The organism is Acuticoccus sp. I52.16.1 (genome assembly GCF_022865125.1).
Lineage (GTDB): Bacteria > Pseudomonadota > Alphaproteobacteria > Rhizobiales > Amorphaceae > Acuticoccus.
In genome coordinates this window covers 2742734-2762883 of record NZ_CP094828.1, presented here as the reverse complement: position 1 = coordinate 2762883, position 20150 = coordinate 2742734, and the positions used below count along the sequence as shown (strand labels likewise).

The window sequence follows — 20150 nt, the reverse complement described above, 5'->3', positions numbered from 1 at the left end:
GGCGGCTCAGTCCCGGGCGCTCGCGGGCGCACCCGCGGTGGCGCCGGGGGCTGAACCGGGGCCGGGGCCGGTGAGCCGCTCGGCCGCCGCGCCGCCTTCGGCCGGCAGCGCCTCGGTGACGATCCAGGCGTTCTGGTAGGAGCCGCTCGCCGTCAGCGTGACGCGGGCGGCCTTGCCCTCGCGCGCCACGAACGCGGTGAGCAGGCCCGCGGCGGTGCGCGAGGTCGCCCCCTGCGGCACCAGGATCGCCTCCGTGGTGCCGAGGATCCCACCGGCGACGTTGCGTCACCTAGGAGCAAATGCTTTGCGCGCAAGACAACGGCGGTGGGCGGCCGCTATTCCGGCGCGGGAGCCTCGGTCCGCCGGCCGCGCCGGGCCTCCGCTGCGCCCAACAGCCGCGCCAGTGTCTGGCCGAACCGCTCGGCGTCGTCCGCGCGATCGATCGGATCGACGAAGACCGGCGCGTCCACCGCCTGGACCGCCCGCATCGCTTGCTCGACGGCCCCGCGGCCGGCCACCGTCAGCTCGATCGGGCGCAACCGCCCGTCACCCTCGGCCACCGGCCGCTCGATCAGGGCGCGGGCCTCCAACCCCTTGAGCACCTTCGTCAGCCCGCCCGAGGAGATCAGCACCGCGTCGTAGAGCTGGGACGGCATCACCCGGTGCGGGCGCGGGTGCGAGCGCAGCGCCGCCAGCACCTCGAACTCGGTCACCGAGAGGCCGAACGGGGCCAGGGTGTCCCGCGTCATGTCCTGGGCCAGACGGGCCAGCCGCTGCACCATGACCGCGAGCGCCAGCTGCGGCGTCATCATGTCGGGCCAGTTGTCACCGACCCGGCGGAACACCACGGCCAACGGGTCGTCGGGATCGCTCCAAAAGTCGCGCAAATATCGCTGCCTCGAAAAATATCCGAAGATATATTATCTCACGATACTAAATTTGCCATCTGCGGAATGCCATTTCTCAGCGGAAGACGGCCCGATGCGCCCGGCTCCAGCGAATTTCCAGTCGTTCCGGGTCAATTTTTCCACCGCCGAGGCGGCAAGCGGCCCCGCGACCGCGATGGGCCGCCTCGTCGGGGGCCGATCGCGTCGATTCACGCGAACGAGCCCCTATCGAAAGCCGGCAAACCTTCATATTTTTGTGCTATGCGACCTCAGCGGGACCGGTCGGTCGCGCCGCGCTGACCGCCGGCGCGCCGTGCACGATCTGTGGGCATGTGCGATTTATTGGCGTAGACGGGTCGTGCCACCGTGGCGGTACGGCGTCGACAGTGTGGCGTCGGCGTGGCCGTGACGGGGCCGGACCCTATGTTTCACGAATGGAGTCGAGGGTAGGGATATTGGTCAAAACGCTGCTGAAGTTCGCTCGCGACGAGGTGTTCCTGCCGCTGATGAAGCGCCCGCGCCGCCTCCAGGTGGCTGCGCTGTGCATGCGCAAGAGCGCGCGCGGACCGGAAGTCCTCCTCATCACCAGCCGCGGCACGAAGCGCTGGATCCTCCCCAAAGGGTGGCCCGAGAAGGGGCACGACGCCTCCGGATCCGCCCTGCGCGAAGCCTGGGAGGAGGCCGGCGTGAAGCGGGCGACGGCCTCCAGCGAGCCCGTCGGCCACTACACATCCGTCAAGCGCAGTGACAGCGGGCTCGTCGAGCCGTGCGACATGCTCGTCTTCCGCGTCGACGTCCACGAGATGACGACGGACTTCCCCGAGCGCGGTCAACGCCAGCTGAGCTGGGTCTCGCCCGAGACCGCGGCACAGATGGTCGACGAACAGGGCCTGAAGGACATATTCCTCGGCCTGTCGAAAGCCTGAGGCGGCCGCGCGCCGCCACACTGGCCCCCTCCCCGCGAGGGGCCGCCCCGTCTCCCTGACCCGCCCCCTGACCTGATCGACCGCAAAAGGATCCGCCGTGGCCCTCGAGGAAAGCCGTACGCGCTGGAAGTATCTCGACAAGGACCTGGAGCGGATCGGGTCCGTCGAGTACGCGGCGCAGTCGGTCGGGCGCCCGCTGGTCTCGCCGGCGGTGGCGCTCGCCTTCATCGTCCTGGCCGCGGCGGTCGCCGGCCTTTTCGTCGACCTCGACCAGACGCCGGTGCTGATCGTCGCGGCGGCCGCGCTCGGCGCCTATATGGCGCTCAACATCGGCGCCAACGACGTCGCCAACAATATGGGCCCCGCCGTCGGCGCGCGCGTGCTGACGATGGGCGGCGCCCTCCTCGTCGCGGCGGTGTTCGAGAGCGCGGGGGCGCTGATCGCCGGCGGCGACGTCGTCGGCACCATCTCCAAGGGGATCATCGACCCCGCCGGCGTCGCCTCGCCGGAGGTGTTCGTCTGGGCGATGATGGGCGCGCTCCTCTCCTCGGCGCTGTGGGTGAACCTCGCCACCGTCATCGGCGCCCCGGTCTCCACCACGCACGCCGTCGTCGGCGGTGTCCTCGGGGCGGGGATCGCTGCGGCGGGGCTCGGCGCGGTCGACTGGCCGACCATGGGCGCGATCGCCGCCAGCTGGGTGATCTCGCCGTTCCTGGGCGGCAGCATCGCCGCGCTCTTCCTGGCGTTCATCGAGTGGCGCATCGTCAAGCGACCGGACCTCATCGCGGCGGCGCGGGTGTGGGTGCCGGTGCTGGTGGGGCTGATGGCCGGGGTCTTCGCCGCCTACATCGCCCTCAAGGGGCTGAAGCACCTCGCCGAGGTGGATCTCGGCCTCGCCTGCCTCATCGGCATCGGCGTCGGCGCCCTGGCATACGGGATCAGCGTCCCGATCATCCGCCACCGCGCCGCGGGGCTGGAGAACCGCAAACGTTCGCTGAAGCCGCTGTTCGCGCTGCCGCTGGTGGTCTCGGCGGGCCTCCTGTCGTTCGCGCACGGCGCCAACGACGTCGCCAACGCGGTCGGTCCGCTGGCGGCGATCGTCCACGTCTCCCTGGCCGGCGACGTGGCGGCCGAGGTCGCCATCCCGACGTGGGTCATGGTGATCGGCGCGTTCGGCATCTCGCTCGGCCTCTTCCTGTTCGGCCCCAAGCTCATCCGCATGGTGGGCGACCAGATCACCAAGCTGAACCCGATGCGGGCCTACTGCGTCGCCCTCTCCGCGGCGATCACGGTGATCGTCGCCTCGTGGCTGGGGCTTCCGGTCAGCTCGACGCACATCGCGGTGGGCGGCGTGTTCGGCGTCGGCTTCTTTCGCGAGTGGGACGAGAGCCGCCGCACCCGCCGGCAGGACAAGCACAAGAAGGCCAAGGGCCACGCCCCCGAGGAGCGTCGCCGCCGCAAGCTGGTGCGCCGCTCCCACTTCATGACCATCGTCGCCGCCTGGGTGGTCACCGTGCCGGCGACCGCGCTCCTGTCGGCGATCCTCTTCCTGGTCATCGGCGCGATCGCCGGCTGAAGGCCGCCGGCACCGGTCGCGGTCAGGGGACGTCCTGCACCTGCGTCAGGCGCCATTCGCGCAGGAAACGCTCCTTCTTCAGCTTGTCGAGGAAGGTCAGCAGGCCCGGGCTCATGCGCACCGGCGCCTGCGACACGCCCGCCTCCATCGCCTCCGCCCAGCCCGGCCCCGCCAGCGGCAGCAGCTGCGATCCGCCGGCGATCGTCGCCTGCCCCGCGGCCGAGACGAGATAGGCGACGAAGCGCGTCGCCGCATGCGGTGCGCGGGTCCAGTGCGGCACGAAGGCCGAGCGGGCAAACACCAGCGTATAGTCGCTGAGGAAGTGCACGGCGACGCGCGGATCCTCGGCCGCGGCGGCCAGCGAATAGGAGCCGATCACGTTGTAGGCCAGCATGAGATCGCCCGTCGCCACCCCGTCGATCATCATGCCGGTGCAGCAGAAGGTGCGCACGCCGGCGCGGCCGAGCGTCTCCACCAGCCTCGTCGACTGATAGCCCCGCACGGCGTCCTGAGTGGCGAACATGTAGCCGACGCCCGAGCGCGTGATGTCGTAGGTGGCGACGCGGCCGTTGAAGACGTCCGGCTCGTCGCGGATCATGCCCGCCAGCTCGGACCGGCTGGTCGGCAGCGTGCGGTCCCGGAACGCGGCGACGTTGTAGATCATCGCCACCGGCTCGATGGTGAAGCCGTAGAGTTCGCCGCGCCAGTTCGCCCAGTCGGGGCCGCGGCTCTCGATACCGAGCGGGATCGCCATGCCGCGATTGACGAGATCCACCTGCAAATCCATCGCCGAGGAAATGACGACGTCGGGCCGCTCGACGTCGGGGCCGGCGGTCTCGAGCGCGAGCACGGCGGCGTGCAGCTCGCTGGTGTTGTACTCGGTGTAGCGGACGGTGAGGTCGGGGTTCCGGGCGGCGAACTGGGCCAGCACGCCGTCCATCGCCTCCGCGTCGGTGGCGCTCCAGACGAGGATGTCGCGCGGCTCGCTCTGGCAGGCGGCGAGCCCCACCACGACGAGGAACGCAAGCAGACGGGCGAGGCGCACGGCTCAGCCCCGCGCCGCGGCCGGCGGAGGCGCCGTCGCCCGGTCGGACCGCGGCACCACCAGGGCGGCCTCCAGCCCTCCGCCGGGTGCGTCGCGCAGGTCCAGTCGGCCGTGGTGGCTGCGCGCCACCGCCGCGACGATGGCGAGGCCCAGCCCCGAGCCGCCGCGGTCGTCCCGCGTGACGAACCGCTCCTTCACGGCGGCACGGTCGGCCGCGGCGATGCCCGGGCCCTGGTCGGCGACGATCAGCGCCAGCGCCGGACGGCCGTCGATCGTCTCGGGCGCCAGGCGCAAGACGATCGCGTTGTCGGCCGCCCCGTGGCGGATCGCGTTGTCGACGAGGTTGCGCAACGCCTCACCCAACGCCACCGCATCGCCCATCAGCCGGGCCCCCTCGCTGCCGGGTTCGGCCTCCACCGCGAGGCCGATGGTGTCGGCCACCCCGTCCCGCAGGGTGTCCTCCAGCGTGCGGCGGACGAGCGCGGCGGGGTCCACCTCGGCGGGCGGCGAATTGTCGGCCCGGTGGATCACCATGGCGTGGGACAGGAGCTGGTTGGTGAGGTGGATCGTGCGCCGCACGCGCTCGCGCCCACGCGCCACCTGTTCCTCCGGCGCGGCGCTGGCCTGCGGCGCCAGCGCCCCCTCGACGCCGAACAGTGCGGTGCGCAGCTGGTGCGCCACGTCGGCGATGAAGCTCTGCGCGTTGTCGCGACTGGCGCCCAGCCGGCGCATGAAGTCGTTGATGGCGCCGACCAGCGCGTCGCTCTCGCGCGGCGGGGCGATGGTGAGGGGTGAGAGATCCGTCGGCGCCCGGGCGCGGATGTCGCGCTCGATGTCCACCAGCGGCCGGATCGCCAGCGCCACCCCGGTCCGCAGGGCGACGAGCCCCGCCGCTGCCACCGCCGCCAGCGGGATGAGACCCTTGAGGAAGAGGTCCGCGCGCATCGCCCGGCGGGCCAGCGTCGTCTGCCCCACCGCGACGCCGATGCGCACCGGCGCGCCGGCGCCCGGCAGCTCGAGCCAGCTCGTCGCCAGCCGCACCGGCTCCCCGTCGAACCGCGCGTCGGAGAGGGCGATGGCGTCGTCCTCCTCCACGGGGGGCGGATCGTCCAGGCCGGGTAGCGCGGCATCGCCGGTCAACGTCGTGCCGTCGTCGCCGACGATCTTGTAGAAGACGCGGTCGTTGGGGGCGAGGGCCAGGATGTCGAACGCGGAGGTCGGCAAGTCGATCTCCAGGCCATCCGGCGTCAGCGCGAGGCGCTCCAGGATGGAGATCGCCGCACCCGACAGGAGCAGGTCGTAGGTGCGCGAGGCGGCGCTGTGCGAGTAGTGCCACAGCCCCATCGACAGCACCGCGATCATGAGCGCGAAGAGGCTCGACGCCCCGACCGAGAGCCGCCGCTTGAGCGAATAGGGTCGCGGCGCGGCCGCCTCAGCCATCGGTGACGCTCGCGATGTAGCCCAGGCCGCGAATGGTGCGGATCGTCAACGGTGTGCCGGTGAGCTTGCGCCGCAGCCGCGTCAGCGTCTGCTCCACGGCGTTGAGGCTGGGCGCCTCGTCGAAGGTGTAGATGCGGTCGGCCACCTCCTCCTTGGTCATCACCCGGTCGAGATTGGCGAGGAACAGCTCCAGCGCCTGCACCTCGCGCGGGCGCAGCTCCAGGTCGCGGTCCGCGACGCTGGCGCGGCGTGCCGACCGGTCGAACACGAAGTTCCCGGCCGAAAAGCGATTCGACGCCGCCCCCGAACGCCGCCGCACGATCGCGCGGCAGCGGGCCGCGAGCTCGCGAAAGTCCACCGGCTTGACCATGTAGTCGTCCGCGCCGACGTCGAGCCCGGTGACGCGATCGTCGATCTGGGAGCGGGCGGTGAGGATCAGCACCGGGGTGGTGTCGCCGCGGTTGCGCATGCGCGAGAGCACCTCGAACCCGGAGAGGCCCGGCAGGTGCACGTCGAGGATGACGAGGTCGAACACGGCGTGCGCGAGCAGCGCGTCCGCGCCCGCCCCGTCGCCCTCCACGTCGACGGCGTGGCCCTCGGCGGCGAGGCGGTCGCGGATGCTCTCGGCGAGCTCGCGGGTGTCCTCGACCAGAAGGATGCGCATCAGCCGCCTTTCCCCGATGGGCGCGGCCGGCCGCCTGTCAGTCTCACGTCAGGTCCCGGTCAACGTCGTGTCAGCCCTGTGATATACGAATACCAGCGATGCAGCGACAGCGACCCTAGGCATTGCGCCCGCGGTTCGCCTGCTCGCCTCATAAGAAACGCGCCGGTTCGCTGGAACCGTAGGAAGGGAACCTTACCATGCGCTTCAAGACACTGGCATCCGCAGCCGCTCTTTCCATGCTGTTCGCCGGCGCCGCCACCGCCCAGGAGATCGAAAAGCCCGAGTGCATCGCCCCGGCCAAGCCCGGCGGCGGCTTCGACCTGACGTGCCGTATCGCCCAAGGCGGCCTCAAGGGCGAGATGGCGAACCCGATCCAGGTGACGTTCATGCCCGGCGGCATCGGCGCCGTCGCCATCAACCAGTTCAACACCAACCGGACGGACGATCCCAACGCCATCGTCGCCTTCTCCTCCGGCTCGCTCCTCAACATGGCCATCGGCAAATATGGCCAGTGGGACGAGGACGACGTGCGCTTCACGGCCACGGCGGGCCAGGACTACGGCGCGATCATCGTCAAGTCGGACTCCAAGTTCGAGACGCTGGACGACGTTCTCGCCGCACTGAAGGAGAACCCGACGAGCGTCGTGCTGGGCGCCGGCGGCTCGGTTGGCTCGCAGGACTGGATGAAGGCCGCGCTGCTCGTGCGCTCCGAGGGGATCGACCCCCGCAAGATGCGCTACGTCGCGTTCGACGGCGGCGGCGACGCGATGGCCGGCCTGCTCGGCGGCTCGATCGAGGTCTACACCGGTGACGTCGGCGAGATCGTCTCGATGCTGGACGCCGGCAATATCCGCGTGCTCGCCGTCATGAACGAGGAGCGCCTGCCCGACCCGTTCGCCGACATCCCGACCACCGTCGAGCTCGGCTACGCCGACGCCGTGTGGCCGATCATCCGCGGCTACTACATGGGCAAGAACGTGTCCGACGAGGCGTACGACACCTGGGTCTCGGCCTTCGAGGCCGCCTACGGCACGGACGGCTGGAAGAAGACCGTGACCGACCAGGGCCTGCAGCCCGTCGCCCTCGCCGGCGAGGAGATGCAGGCCGAGATGCTCAAGCGCGTCGAGCGGATGCGCAGCATCGCCAAGGAAGCCGGCCTCATCAACTGAGCCGCCCGGCCCGCCCATAGCGGCGCCCGGAGCGCCGGCGGTCCCACCGCCGGCGCTTGGCGCGTCGCCGGGGCACCGCACGGGGCGCAGCGCGCGCCCCGCCCCCTCACTCCGCGCCCCCTCTCCCCGCGAAGGCATCACCGCTATGGTCGACAGGCTGTTCGCCGGCGTCCTCCTCCTGGTCGCGATCGGCTACACCTTCATCGCATTCACCGCCATCAAGGCCCCGTTCCAGTATGACCCGCTGGGCCCCGAATCCTGGCCGCGCCTGCTCGGCGTCGCCGCGATCCTGTGCACCGGCGTCCTGGTCGCCAAGCCCGACGTGGCGCGGTTCGGCCTGCCGCTACCGACCTGGGCGCGGCTGGCGATCCTGGTGGTCCTGCTGTTCGGCTATGCGGAGTTCTTCCGCCCGGCCGGCTTCATCGTCTCCACCTTCGCCTTCTGCGCGTTGCTATCGCTGATGCTGGGGGCGCGGGTGCTGCAGGCGATCGCCTTCGGTTTGGCGACCGGCGTCGTCGGCTACTTCGTCTGCACCGGCCTGCTCGACCTCAATCTCCCCGCCGGCATCTTCGCCGACTACCTCTAAGAGGCCACCATGGACGCGATCGTCACCGGCCTCGGCCAAGGCTTCGCCACCGCTCTCGACCCGCTCAACCTGTTCCTGGTGCTGGCCGGCTGCTTCGCCGGCACGCTGATCGGCGCGCTGCCGGGCATCGGCCCGATCAACGGCGTCGCCATCCTGCTGCCCATCGCCTACGGGTTCGGCCTGCCGCCGGAATCGGCCATCATCCTGCTCGCCGGCATCTACTACGGCGCCGAATATGGCGGGCGCATCTCCTCCATCCTGCTCAACGTTCCGGGCGACGCCGGCGCCGTCATGACGACGCTCGACGGCAACCCGATGGCCAAGAACGGCGAGGCCGGGCGCGCGCTGTCGCTCTCGGCGATCGCCTCGTTCGTCGGCGGCACGTTCGCGGTCGTGCTGATGTCGCTCTTCGGCCCCGCGTTGGCGTCCTATGCGGTGACCTTCTCGCCGTCGGACTATGTGGCGCTGATGGTGTTCGCGTTCGCCTCGCTGGCCTCGCTGGTGGGCGCCAACCCGGTGAAGACGCTGCTGGGTGCGGTGATCGGCCTGATGCTGGCCTCCATCGGCATCGACGCCAACACCGGCGTCGAGCGCTACACGTTCGGCATCCCGGACATCCTCGCCGGGATCGACTTCCTGGTCGTCGTCATCGGCCTCTTCGGCATGGCCGAGCTGATTACCCTGGTGGAGCATCAGGCATCCGGCACGCTGAAGGCGCTGAAGATCGACAAGAGCTTCGTCTCCTGGGCCGACATGGCGCGGGTGAAATGGACCATCCTGCGCTCGGCCTTCATCGGCTTCTTCATCGGCATCCTGCCGGGCACCGGTGCGTCGGTCGCGTCCGCGGTGGCCTACGGGACCGAGAAGCGCATCGCCAAGGATAGCGAGGGCTTCGGCAAGGGTGACATCCGCGGCCTGGCGGCACCGGAAGCGGCCAACAACGCGGCCGCCGGCGGGGCGATGGTGCCGATGCTGACGCTCGGCATCCCGGGGTCGGGCACGACGGCGATCCTTCTGGGCGCGCTCCTGCTGTTCAACGTCACGCCGGGGCCGTTGATGTTCACGCAGCGGCCGGAGATCGCCTGGGGCCTCATCGCCTCCATGTACATCGGCAACATCGCGCTGATCATCATCAACCTGCCGCTGGTCGGGCTGTTCGCGCGGATGCTGACGATCCCGCAGCAATACCTCACACCGCTGATCGGCGTGCTGGCCTTCATCGGCGTCTACTCGGTGGTGTCCAACCCGCACGACCTCTTCATGATCACCGGGCTCGGCGTCGTCGGCTGGGTCATGCGCAAGCTGGACTATTCGCTGGCGCCGGTGATCCTCGGTTTCGTGCTGGGCTCGCTGTTCGAGGACAACCTGCGCCGCGCACTCTCCATCTCTGGCGGAGACTGGATGATCCTGGTGCAGTCCAACAACGCGGTGGTGCTCTACGGGCTGGCCGCGCTGGTCGTGATCGTGCCGATCTGGGCTTCGCGCCGCCGCCGCGCGGCCCGTGCCACGGCCGACACCGCGCCGACGCAGCCCTGAATGCTGCGCGGCCTCATCGTCGCGCTGGTCCCCGCGCTGGCGGGGGCGGGCGCCTGCGTCGCCCTCGGCGTCCCGGCGGGGGCGCTGATCGGCTCGACCCTGGCGGTGACGGCCGTCGCGCTCGCCCGGCTCGGCCCGCGCGTGCCGCAGACCCTGCGCGACACCGCCTTCGCCACCATCGGCGTCACCCTCGGCTCCGGCGTCACGCCGCACCTATTGTCCGACCTGGCGCGCTTCCCGCTCAGCCTCGCGGCGCTGACGGTGACGATCGTCGTCGTCATGGCACTGTCGGGCATGGTGCTGCGGCGCGGCTTCGGCCTCGACCGGGCGACCTCAATCCTCGCGACGTCACCCGGTGCGATGTCCTACGCGCTGTCGCTCGCCGTCGGCGGTGGCCGCGCCAAGCCCGACACGCAGACGGTGATGACGTTGCAGAGCCTGCGGCTCCTCCTCATCACCGTGCTGCTGCCGCCGCTGATCGCGCAGATCGATGCGACCACCGGCACCCCTCACCCGGCCGTCGCGGCCTTGCCGATCCTGTCGCTGGTGCCGAGCGTCGTCCTCATCGCGGCGGCGTTCGTCGTCGGCATCGGCTTCGGACGGCTCCACGTGCCGGCGGCCTTCCTGCTCGCGGGCGTCGTCACCAGCGGTCTCGCGCATGGCGCCGGGCTGCTGGAGGGGCGCCCGTCCAACATCCTCACCTTCGTCGGCTTCTCGCTGGCGGGCGCAGTGATCGGCGAGCGGTTCGACCGGCTGGATCGCACGGCGCTGAAACACCTCATCGTCGCCGGCCTGGTGACGACGGGGATCGCGGTCGGCGTGTCCGGCCTCGCCAGCGCCGGCGTCGCGCACCTTCTGGCGTTGCCGTTCGGGCAGGTGTGGGTGTCGTTCGCGCCGGGCGGCGTCGAGGGCATGGGGGCGATGGCGCTGGCACTGGGCTACGATCCGGTCTACGTCGCCACGCACCACATCTATCGCCTGCTCCTCCTGATCGCGCTGCTGCCGATCCTCCTGCGGCGGATCTAGCCCCGCCGCCCGCCCGCGCCCGCGGCCGTTCCGCCCGTTCCGCCGCGCGAGATCTAAGACGAAACGGTCGATTGCTCCCCGAATTGTCGCATTTTATTGTTTCTCTGTGCGCGCAGCCGCAGGCACGGCGGGCACAACAACAATAAACCCCGCCAAATTCGAGCGGGACGGGAGGAACCATTGCACATGCTCCGATCCCTACTCACGACCGTCGCGGCCTCATGCCTCGCGACCACCGCGTTCGCCCAGGCCCCTGTTCCTGACAACTTGGAAAAACTGTCCAATTTTCAGAGCACTGGCATCACCGACTTCACGGTGATCGAGCAGGGCGGCAAGAAGGCGGACAACCTCAACGCCATCCTGGAGAACATCACCCTCCCGGACGGCTTCAAGATCGAGCTGTACGCCATCGTGCCCGATGCGCGGCACATGGCCGTCGGCCCGCAGGGGATCGTCACCTTCGTCGGCACCCGCAAGACCAAGGTCTGGGCCGTGACCGACCGGGACAAGGACCGCGTCGCCGACGAAGTGAAGGACTTCGCCCCGTCACTGGCCTTCACCATCCCCAACGGCCCGTGTTTTTCGCCCGACGGCTTCCTCTATATCGCCGAGCAGAACCGCGTTCTCGTCTTCCCGGCGGCCGAGTTCTTCTACGAGAGCCCGGATGTCGCCGCGTTCAACGTGGTGAAGCAGGGCGACCTCATTCCGGTCGACGATGAAAGCTTTAACCACACCGCGCGGGTGTGCAAGATCGGGCCCGACGGCAAGCTCTACATCACGCTCGGCCAACCCTTCAACGTCCCCGCCGCGGACAAGCTGGCCGGCTACGACAAGGCCGGGATCGGCGGCATCATCCGCATCGGCACCGACGGAACCGGGCGCGAGGTCTACACCACCGGCGTGCGCAACTCGGTCGGCCTCGACTTCGACCCCGAGACCGGCGACCTGTGGTTCACCGACAATCAGGTCGACGGCATGGGCGACGACATCCCGCCGGGCGAGTTGAACCACCAGACCGCGGCCGGCCAGAACTTCGGCTTCCCCTGGTTCGGCGGCGGCAACATCCGCACCAACGAATACAAGGGCGAGGAGCCGCCGGCCGACGTCGTCTTCCCGGCGGTGGAGATGACCGCCCACGCCGCCGACCTCGGCATGGAGTTCTACGACGGCGACATGTTCCCCGCCGAGTTCAAGAACACCATCTTCTCCGCCCAGCACGGCTCGTGGAACCGCACCCAGCCGGTCGGCGCCCGCATCATGGTCACCACCATCGACGAGGAGGGTGCGGCCGTCTCCAAACCCTTCGCCGAAGGGTGGCTGACCGAGAGCGGCGAATATCTCGGCCGACCGGTCGACATCGCCGAGCTGCGCGACGGGTCGATCCTGGTGTCGGACGACCTCGCCGGCGCGATCTACCGCATCTCCTACGGCGAATAAGCCAGCGTCATCGACGGCCGCGTCCGGTCCGGGCGCGGCCGCTCACAACAGGCGGACGATATGATGAGAGTTGCGATCGCCGTGGCGCTGGCCGCGGGGATGACCGGGGGCGCGAGCGCGGACCCGGCCGCGGGTCACGAAAAGGCTGCGATGTGCGCCACCTGCCACGGGATGGACGGCATCGGCACCAACCCCGAGGTGCCGCACATCGCCGGCGAGAGCGAGATCTATCTGATGGCGCAGCTGCGTGCCTTCCGCTCCGGCGAACGGCAGCACCAGCAGATGTCGATCATCGCCCAGTCGCTCGACGATCAGGACATCCGCGACCTGGCCGACTACTACGCTTCGATCCGGTTCGAGGTCACGGTGCCGGACTACTGACCCCCCGCGCGGCACGTGCCGGCAGGCGGTGCCGGCGCCGTGGCGCTCTACTCCTTCACCGCCCCCGTCATCGACGCGACGTAGTGCTCCACGAAGAAGGAGTAGAGGATCGCGACCGGCAAGGATCCCATCAGCGCGCCCGCCATCAGCGAGCCCCAGTGGTAGACGTCACCCTCCACCAGCTCGGTGATGACGCCCACCGGCACGGTCTTGTTTTCGGACGATGAGATGAAGGTGAGCGCGTAGATGAACTCGTTCCACGAGAGCGTGAAGGCGAAGATGCCGGCCGAGATGAGCCCGGGCACCGCCAGCGGCAGCAGGATCTTCACCAGGATCTGAAGGCGCGAGGCGCCGTCGATCAGGGCGCACTCCTCCAATTCGTAGGGGATGGAGCGGAAGTAGCCCATCAAGAGCCAGGTGCAGAACGGGATGAGGAAGGTCGGATAGGTGAGGATGAGGGCGAGCGGCGTGTCGAACAGGCCGTAGCTGAAGACGATGACCGCCAGCGGGATGAAGAGGATCGACGGCGGCACCAGGTAGGCCAGGAAGATCCCCATGCCGACGATCCGCGAGCCCTTGAAGCGCAACCGCTCGATGGCGTAGGCGGCGCACACCGCGCAGAACAGCGAGATGAACGTGGCGACGACCGACACCAGCATCGTGTTCCACAGCCACACCGGATAGCTCGTCTCGAAGAACAGCTTGTAGACGTTGGCGAGCGTCGGATTGCTGACCCAGAACGGGCTGTATTTGTCGTAGTCGTACAGCTCCTCGTTCGACTTGAAGGCGGTGATCGCCATCCAGTAGAACGGGAAGAGCAGCACGATCAGGAAGCACACGATCGGGATGTAGACCGTCACCACGCGCCGCGGCAGTGAAATGAGGTAGTCGGTCGACGCTCCCTCCGGCTCGTCCTTCGGGTTCTGCCGGCCCCAGCGCCAGAAGCGGGCGGAGGTCTCGGCGATCTGTTCCTCTTCGCGAATGGCCATGATCGCCCCCTTAATCCCCGCCGCCCTGCTGCCAGCGGCGCCGCTGGAGTCCGAAGTAGCTGAAGAGAATCGCGCCCAGCAGGAACGGGATCATCGACACCGCGATCGCCGCGCCCTCGCCCAGGTAGCCGCCCGGAATGGCGCGCTGGAAGGACAGCGTCGCCATCAGGTGGGTGGCGTTGAGCGGGCCGCCTCGAGTCAGCACGTAGATCAGCTGGAAGTCGGTGAAGGTGAAGAGCACCGAGAAGGTCATCACCACGGCGATGATCGGGGTGAGCATCGGGAACGTCACGTAGCGGAAGCGCTGCCAGGGCGAGGCGCCGTCGATCAACGCCGCCTCATAGAGCGACTGCGGGATCGTCTGCAGGCCGGCCAGCAGCGTGATGGCGACGAACGGGATGCCGCGCCAGATGTTGGCGGCGATCACCGAGGCGCGCGCGGTGTTCGGATCGCCCAGGAAATTGATGTAGCTGTCGATCAGGCCGAGCTTCACCAGCGACCAGGAGATGATCGAGAACTGCGCGTCGTAGATCCACCAGAAGGCGATGGCCGACAGCACGGTCGGCACGATCCACGGCAGCAGCACGATGGCGCGCAGGATCGCCTTGAACGGCAGGTGATGATTGAGGAGCAGCGCGAGCCACAGGCCGAGCGCGAATTTGATGATCGACGCGACGACCGTGTACAGGAACGTGTTGTAGACCGAGAGCCAGAAGACCGGATCGTCGAACAGCCACCAGTAGTTCTCGAGGCCGATCCATTGGCCCTCGCTGCCGATGCGCGCATCGGTGAAGCCGAGCCAGACGCCCAGCAGCAGCGGATAGGCGAGGAAGAGCAGCAGCAGCGCCGCCGCCGGCAGCATGAACCAGAAGCTGAGGAAGCCCTTGCTCTGCCCCAGTCGCGCGGCGGCGCTCGGCGCCCTCGCCGAGGCCCGCGCGCCGGGCTGTTGAACGTCTACGGCCATCGAGGCGCCCTTCGGTCGGATCAGGGACGGCGCACCGCCCCGCTCAAGCACACAGCGCGGGCGGCCCGATGGACCGTCCGCGTCGTCGGGCGGGCGACCCGTGGGCCGCCCGCGTCGCCGTTACCGGTAGGACCGCTCGGCGCGGCGGGTGGCGTAGGCGGCCGCGTCCTTCGGCGAGCGCTCGCCCGAGGCGGCCTGCGCGAACATGTCGACGATGATGTAGTCGGCCATCGTCGCCGCGGACGCCGGGCCGAGCTCGCCCGAGTAGCCGTTCCACAGCATGTTCTTGACGCAGTCCCGATAGGGCTCGGCCTTGGGAATATCGGTCCAGACCTTGTTCTCCGCGTAGGCGGCGAGCGGGTGCGAGATGTAGCCGAAGGCGGCCGACTGCCAGGGCTCGTACTGCTCCTTCTCCCACATGAAGCGCAGGTATTCCTTCGCCGCATTGGGATACTTCGTGTAGGCGAACACCATCGCCTGGGTGAAGAGGTGCAACTCGGTCGGCTTGCCCACCGGGCCGACCGGCATCTGCGCGTGGTAGATGTCCTTGGCCATCTCCTGCAGCGCCGGATCCTCGGAGTTCGTGGCCGCGTACCAGACCGAGATGCCGTTGATGGTGGCGCCCAGGTCGCCGGCCAGGAAGACCTTGTTGTTGTTGGGGTCGAGCCAGGACAGCGTGCCGGGGATGAAGTGCTCGTACAGCTCCTTCACGTATTCCAGCGCGCCGATCGTCTCGGGGCTGTTGAGGACGACCACGTTCTCCTCGTCGACCATCTTGCCGCCGAAGCCCCACAGGATGGTGTGCAGCCAGCCGTTGGCGTCACCCACGCCGTGGCCGAGCGCCATGCCCATCGGGTGACCGTTGGCCTTCAGCTTCTTGGCGACGTCGAGGAAGCCCTGCGTGTCGGTCGGGAACTCGTCGAACCCGGCCTCGTTCAGCCACTGCTGGCGGTAGACCACGCGCGCGCCGGACGCGCCCAGCGGCAGGCCGATCCACTCGTCGCCCTTCATGCCGTAGCGCTTGGCCGCGTCGTACCAGCCGCCATACTTGCCACCGAGATACTCGGCGAGGTCGGTCAGGGGGACCAACTTGTCGGGATACTGGTGCGGGTCGTCGAACCAGCCGAGGATGATGTCGGGCCCGGAGCCGACGTTGGCGGCGACGGCGGCCTTGGGACGCACGTCCTCCCAGGATTCATTGTCGACCCGGACGGGAACGCCGGTCGCCTCGGTGAACTTCTTGGTGTTCTCCATCCACAGCGTCTCGTCGCCCTGGACGAACTTGGACCAGCGCAGGAGGCGCAGCTCGGCGCCTTCTTCGGGCTGGAAGCTCATCGTGTCCTGGGCGAAGGGCTGGCGAATGCCGAGCAGCTGGCTGCCGGCGGCACCGGCTGCCACCGCGGAGGACGTCTGTAGGAAACGGCGTCTGGTAAAGCTCATGATTTCCTCCCGATAAATGGGCCGGTCGTCGCCGGCTCTCTCGTTGTCTCCTCCCCGCGGACGGGGCGGGATTCTTCGCTAGAGGCGGTTGCCGCTCTCGGCGTCGAAGACGTGGACGAGGTCGGAGCGCGGGGCGAGGTCGATGCGCTGCCCCGGCTGAAAGGCGTGGCGCTCGTCGAACATCGCGCAGACCTCGGTGCCGGCCATGTGGGCGAAGGCGAGGGTATAGGCGCCGGTCGGCTCGATCACGTCGATCTGCGCCGGCACGCCGCCGCCGGACCCGTTGTCCAGCGTGATGTGCTCCGGCCGCACGCCGTAGATCACCTTGTGCCCGTCGAGCGCCTTGAGGTCGGGCGGAGTGGGCAGGCGGATATCGCCCGCGGCGACGATCGCCGGCACCCCGTCCTGACGCGACACGCGGCCCTCGATGAAGTTCATCGCCGGCGAGCCGATGAAGCCGGCGACGAAGGTGTTGGCCGGGTTGTCGTATAGCTCCAGCGGCGAGCCGATCTGCTCGACGATGCCGTCATGCATGACGACGATGCGGTCGGCCATCGTCATCGCCTCGATCTGGTCGTGCGTGACGTAGATCGAGGTGGTCTTCAGGCGCTGGTGCAACGCCTTGATCTCGGTGCGCATGGCGACGCGCAGCTTGGCATCGAGGTTGGAGAGCGGCTCGTCGAACAGGAAGACCTGCGGGTCACGCACGATGGCGCGGCCCATGGCGACGCGCTGGCGCTGCCCGCCGGAGAGCTGACGCGGATACCGCTCGAGGAGATTGCCGAGGCCGAGCACGTCCGCGGCGATGCCGACGCGCTTGTCGATCTCCTCCTTGGGCGCCTTCTTCAGCTTCAGCGAGAAGGCCATGTTGTCGTAGACCTTCATATGCGGATAGAGCGCATAATTCTGGAACACCATGGCGACGTCCCGCTCCTTGGGAGGCACCATGTTGACCACACGGTCGCCGATCGCGACCTCGCCGCCGGTGATCTGCTCCAGCCCGGCGATCATCCGCAAGAGGGTGGATTTTCCGCAACCCGATGGCCCCACGAGGACCACGAACTCGCCATCGGCGATGGAGATGTCCACGCCGTGGATCACCTCGGTCGAACCGAACGCCTTGCGGACGTCCCGTACGTCGACGGACGCCATGCGCGCCCTCCCTGTCTCGTTTTCGCCCGGATCTGTCGTCCGTGGTCGCTGCACTCAGGAAAATGAATGCAGTATCCTGAATGCACCGGCAGCATGGCGCCGGCGATAAGGAAACGTCAAGCGCATAAATAAGTTAGAGCTTATCTCGTTGATTTCGCGAGACCTTTGCCCGCCGACTTGCACCATTGTGCCGCAGGTCGCGCATAGCGTCCAGAATTGCGGTTCGCGACGATGATCGGGCTCGCGCCGTCAACGCACCGCGAGGTGAGCCGGGTCGAGCGCGGGGAGCCGGGCCGGGTCGAAGGCGGCGAGGTCGACCTTGCCGGTGGCGCCGGTGGCGATCAGCTCCGCCATCGCCTCGCCGGACGCCGGCGCGTTGAGGATGCCCCACACGCCGTGCCCGGTGGCGACGTAGGCGCCCGGCACGCCGGGCACCGCGCCCATCACCGGCCACCCGTCGGCCGTGACGGGGCGGTAGCAGGCACCACGCGCGACGATGGGGCTGGCCGCGAGCACCGGCGACAGGCGGCCGCACATCGCCTCCAACCGCGAAAAGGCGCCCGCGTCGGGGCCCACGGCGGCAGGGTCGAGCGGCAGTGGCGACTGGCTGGACAGAGCGCACACGTACGTCGTGCCGTCGTTCCGCGGGAACACCTCCGGCGTGGCGCTGCCGGCGTCGTCACGGCATTCCAGGAACAGCGCCTCGGCGGGTAGACGATCGCCGGTCTGGTAGACGAGGCTGTGCCCCTTGATGCCGTAGACCGCCGGCAGCGGCAGCCATCGCGCCGCCAGGATCGACCACGGCCCCATCGCCACGACGACGGCGTCCGCCGCCTGCATCGCGCCGTCCACCCGCACGCCGGTCACCGCGCCGTCCGCGGCCTGCTCCAGCCCCTCGACCGTGCCGACCCGCAAGGCCGCACCGCGGGCGAGGGCGGCGTCCACCAGCGCCTGCGTGAAACGGGCGGGGTGGACCTGTGCGGTGGTGCGCGGGCCGCCGAGCGTCTGCGTGATCGCCACCGGGCCGACCCAGTCCACCGGGCCCGCGGGACCACGCTTCGCCTCGGTGCCGGCGTAGGTGGTCATCCGGCGGTAGCCCCAGTCGGCGTCCAGCGTTCCGGCGAGGTGCTCGTGCAGGGCGAAACTGCGACGGGCGAGCGCTTCCACCGGCTGGCCGTCGCACCAGTCGAGCGCCAGGAAGCCGCCGGACTTGCCGGACGCCGCCGCCGCCACGCCGGCCCGCTCGACGAGCGTCACGTCCGCGCCCCGCTCGGTCAGGAACCAGGCGGTCGCCGCGCCGATCGCCCCTGCGCCACATACCGTCACCCGCATCGCATCCTCCTCCGGTCCTCGCCGGGGGCATATCGGGCGCCCGGCGGCCACCACCACCGGCCACCCTCACCTTATCGCGCGAGGCTCTGCGTCAGCTCCTCGCGCACGAAGGCGACGTGCGTGCGAAGACGGTAGACGTCGTCGCGGAAGGCGAGCGGCACGCGGATCTCGCTCACCTGCTTCTCCACCTCCGCCAGATCGGCCAGCACGCGGGCGACCTCCGCCTCGCTGGTCGCGGCGCCGGCGGCCGCCTCCAGGTCCCTCAGGTCGCGATACCAGCGGTAGATGCGCCGGCGGATGCTCCACTGCAGCGTCGACGGGCCGAAGCGCAGGACCGGGATGAGCAGCGTCGCCAGCGGGATCACCAGCACCCAGAACCGCTCCACCAGGTTGGCGGCCCAGAACGGCAGATAGCGGCGCGCCGGGGTCGGCCCGTAGCGGAAATAACGCTCCGCTTCGGTGTCGAGCGGATATTCGACCAGCTCGGCGCTGGGGAATTCGCCGCGCGTGCCGAGCACCGCGTCGCCCCGCGCCACCGATGTCGACACCTGGAGGAGAAGTTGCTTGACGGCCGGGTGCAGCCCGCCCTTCACCATAAGCACCGTCGCGACGCCCATGATCGTGGTGTCGGTCTGCGGGATGCGGCCCGGATAGTCGATCACGCGCGCCGGCAGCTCGACAGGCGTGGCGAACGGCAGCCGCCGCGTCAACGCGCCCACATGGTCGAATTCGACGAGGCGCACGGCGGGATCGGCGAGCAGGTCGCGCACCCAAGGCGTCTTCGGGCTGGTGACGTAGGCGACGAGGTCGACCGTGCCGGACCGGAGCGCGTCGGCGGCGGCGGCGCCGTCGAGGTCCAGCGTCTCGACCCGGCCGTCGAGCCCGGTGATCGCGAGCAGGCGAAACATGAACTGGCGTGTCCCGCTGCCCTCGGCGCCGATGGCGAAGCGCACCGCTTCGCGCGTCTCCACCTGCGACAGCCGGTCGATATCGCGCGAGAACACCCACAGCGGCTCGATGGCGAGGGCGGCGAGGGAGCGCAGCGGCGTCTCCGGCGGCGGGGGCGAGCCGACGCCGCCCTGGACGAAGGCCGCGTCGATCGCCGCGTCGCCCGTCAGCAGGTCGAGATTCTCGCGCGAGCCCGCCGTCTCGATCAATTCCACCTCGACCCCCTCGCGGCGCATGAGGAAGGCGAAGCGGCGGCCGAGCCGGTCGTAGAAGCCGTCCTCGATGCCGGTGGCGATGCGCATGCGCTGCGGCGGCGCAGGGTCCACCAGCAGCCAGGCCACCGTCACCACCGCCAGCACGGAGAGGACGATCGACGACCAGAACGCCACCCGCAGCGACGTGACCGCCGACGGCACCAATGGGCGCGAGGGGGACGGCGGGCGCAAAGAGGACGAGGGACCGTCTGCGGCGGGCGGCGCAGCGGGGGGCGGCGGGTCGAGGCTCACGGTCGCATTCCGGACGGCTCCTGGAGAGCTGTGTCTGAGGATACAGCGTAAAATTAGAGCATAAGCGCCCTAGCACGGCCTAAATTATTCGGCATGATATGGACAAAGCGGGGCTTACGCAGCGTTCGATTTCCCCAATGCTTAAA

The 20150-nt window shown here is 69.3% G+C and carries 19 protein-coding genes; 8 read left to right on the top strand and 11 right to left on the bottom strand.

Annotation, left to right across the window (positions count from 1 at the left end; translation table 11 throughout):
• Positions 1-6: 6 nt before the first annotated feature.
• Both MRB58_RS12510 and MRB58_RS12505 read right to left on the bottom strand, forming a co-directional pair.
• Positions 7-240 carry a hypothetical protein gene (locus tag MRB58_RS12510; protein ID WP_244777400.1) on the bottom strand — a complete coding sequence of 78 codons (234 nt, stop codon included), beginning with the start codon at positions 238-240 and terminating at the stop codon, positions 7-9.
• Positions 241-335: 95 nt separating this feature from the next.
• Positions 336-887, bottom strand: coding sequence for a MarR family winged helix-turn-helix transcriptional regulator (locus MRB58_RS12505; protein ID WP_244777399.1), 552 nt, complete (start codon positions 885-887; stop codon positions 336-338).
• 455 nt (positions 888-1342) lie between these two features.
• Between MRB58_RS12505 and MRB58_RS12500 the strand changes: the two genes are divergently transcribed.
• Both MRB58_RS12500 and MRB58_RS12495 read left to right on the top strand, forming a co-directional pair.
• On the top strand, positions 1343-1813 hold the full coding sequence (locus tag MRB58_RS12500; RefSeq protein ID WP_244777398.1) for an NUDIX hydrolase: 471 nt from the start codon (positions 1343-1345) through the stop codon (positions 1811-1813).
• Positions 1814-1910: 97 nt separating this feature from the next.
• Positions 1911-3389, top strand: coding sequence for an inorganic phosphate transporter (locus tag MRB58_RS12495; RefSeq protein ID WP_244777397.1), 1479 nt, complete (start codon positions 1911-1913; stop codon positions 3387-3389).
• A 22-nt stretch (positions 3390-3411) separates the two neighbouring features.
• On the opposite strand, the gene MRB58_RS12490 is transcribed toward MRB58_RS12495, so the two are convergent.
• The 3 genes from MRB58_RS12490 to MRB58_RS12480 are packed head-to-tail and all read right to left on the bottom strand — an operon-like array spanning position 3412 to position 6538.
• A complete protein-coding gene (locus tag MRB58_RS12490) occupies positions 3412-4434 on the bottom strand; it encodes an ABC transporter substrate-binding protein (protein WP_244777396.1) in 1023 nt (340 codons plus the stop codon).
• Between the two features lie 3 nt (positions 4435-4437).
• Positions 4438-5874, bottom strand: a complete 1437-nt coding sequence (locus MRB58_RS12485) for a sensor histidine kinase (protein WP_244777395.1) — start codon at positions 5872-5874, stop codon at positions 4438-4440.
• Entirely contained in the window at positions 5867-6538 is a 672-nt protein-coding gene (locus MRB58_RS12480; protein ID WP_244777394.1) for a response regulator transcription factor, read from the bottom strand. Before MRB58_RS12480 ends, MRB58_RS12485 begins: the two co-directional genes overlap by 8 nt.
• A gap of 197 nt (positions 6539-6735) precedes the next feature.
• On the opposite strand from MRB58_RS12480, the gene MRB58_RS12475 reads away from it, so the two are divergent.
• From MRB58_RS12475 to MRB58_RS12450, 6 genes are all read left to right on the top strand, one after another.
• Positions 6736-7707 carry a tripartite tricarboxylate transporter substrate binding protein gene (locus MRB58_RS12475; RefSeq protein ID WP_244777393.1) on the top strand — a complete coding sequence of 324 codons (972 nt, stop codon included), beginning with the start codon at positions 6736-6738 and terminating at the stop codon, positions 7705-7707.
• Between the two features lie 145 nt (positions 7708-7852).
• Positions 7853-8293 carry a tripartite tricarboxylate transporter TctB family protein gene (locus tag MRB58_RS12470; RefSeq protein ID WP_244777392.1) on the top strand — a complete coding sequence of 147 codons (441 nt, stop codon included), beginning with the start codon at positions 7853-7855 and terminating at the stop codon, positions 8291-8293.
• Between the two features lie 9 nt (positions 8294-8302).
• Complete coding sequence (locus MRB58_RS12465) at positions 8303-9829, top strand: tripartite tricarboxylate transporter permease (RefSeq protein ID WP_244777391.1); 1527 nt, start codon at positions 8303-8305, stop codon at positions 9827-9829.
• Positions 9830-10855 carry an AbrB family transcriptional regulator gene (locus tag MRB58_RS12460; RefSeq protein WP_244777390.1) on the top strand — a complete coding sequence of 342 codons (1026 nt, stop codon included), beginning with the start codon at positions 9830-9832 and terminating at the stop codon, positions 10853-10855.
• 186 nt (positions 10856-11041) lie between these two features.
• Positions 11042-12292: a sorbosone dehydrogenase family protein gene (locus MRB58_RS12455; RefSeq protein ID WP_244777389.1), complete on the top strand. Its 1251-nt coding sequence runs from the start codon at positions 11042-11044 to the stop codon at positions 12290-12292.
• Positions 12293-12352: 60 nt separating this feature from the next.
• Complete coding sequence (locus tag MRB58_RS12450; RefSeq protein WP_244777387.1) at positions 12353-12673, top strand: cytochrome c; 321 nt, start codon at positions 12353-12355, stop codon at positions 12671-12673.
• A gap of 47 nt (positions 12674-12720) precedes the next feature.
• On the opposite strand, the gene MRB58_RS12445 is transcribed toward MRB58_RS12450, so the two are convergent.
• The 6 genes from MRB58_RS12445 to MRB58_RS12420 all read right to left on the bottom strand — a co-directional run bounded on the left by MRB58_RS12445 (position 12721) and on the right by MRB58_RS12420 (position 19914).
• Positions 12721-13662 (bottom strand): carbohydrate ABC transporter permease, encoded by a 942-nt coding sequence (locus MRB58_RS12445; RefSeq protein ID WP_244777385.1) that lies wholly within the window; start codon positions 13660-13662, stop codon positions 12721-12723.
• A gap of 10 nt (positions 13663-13672) precedes the next feature.
• The gene (locus MRB58_RS12440; RefSeq protein WP_244777383.1) at positions 13673-14626 is read right to left on the bottom strand and encodes a carbohydrate ABC transporter permease; all 954 of its coding nucleotides are present in this window, start codon (positions 14624-14626) and stop codon (positions 13673-13675) included.
• A 120-nt stretch (positions 14627-14746) separates the two neighbouring features.
• A complete protein-coding gene (locus MRB58_RS12435; RefSeq protein ID WP_244777381.1) occupies positions 14747-16066 on the bottom strand; it encodes an ABC transporter substrate-binding protein in 1320 nt (439 codons plus the stop codon).
• 78 nt (positions 16067-16144) lie between these two features.
• Complete coding sequence (locus MRB58_RS12430; RefSeq protein WP_244777380.1) at positions 16145-17218, bottom strand: ABC transporter ATP-binding protein; 1074 nt, start codon at positions 17216-17218, stop codon at positions 16145-16147.
• 249 nt (positions 17219-17467) lie between these two features.
• Positions 17468-18550, bottom strand: coding sequence for an FAD-binding oxidoreductase (locus tag MRB58_RS12425; protein ID WP_244777378.1), 1083 nt, complete (start codon positions 18548-18550; stop codon positions 17468-17470).
• A gap of 71 nt (positions 18551-18621) precedes the next feature.
• On the bottom strand, positions 18622-19914 hold the full coding sequence (locus MRB58_RS12420; protein WP_244777376.1) for a TAXI family TRAP transporter solute-binding subunit: 1293 nt from the start codon (positions 19912-19914) through the stop codon (positions 18622-18624).
• Positions 19915-20150 lie beyond the last annotated feature (236 nt).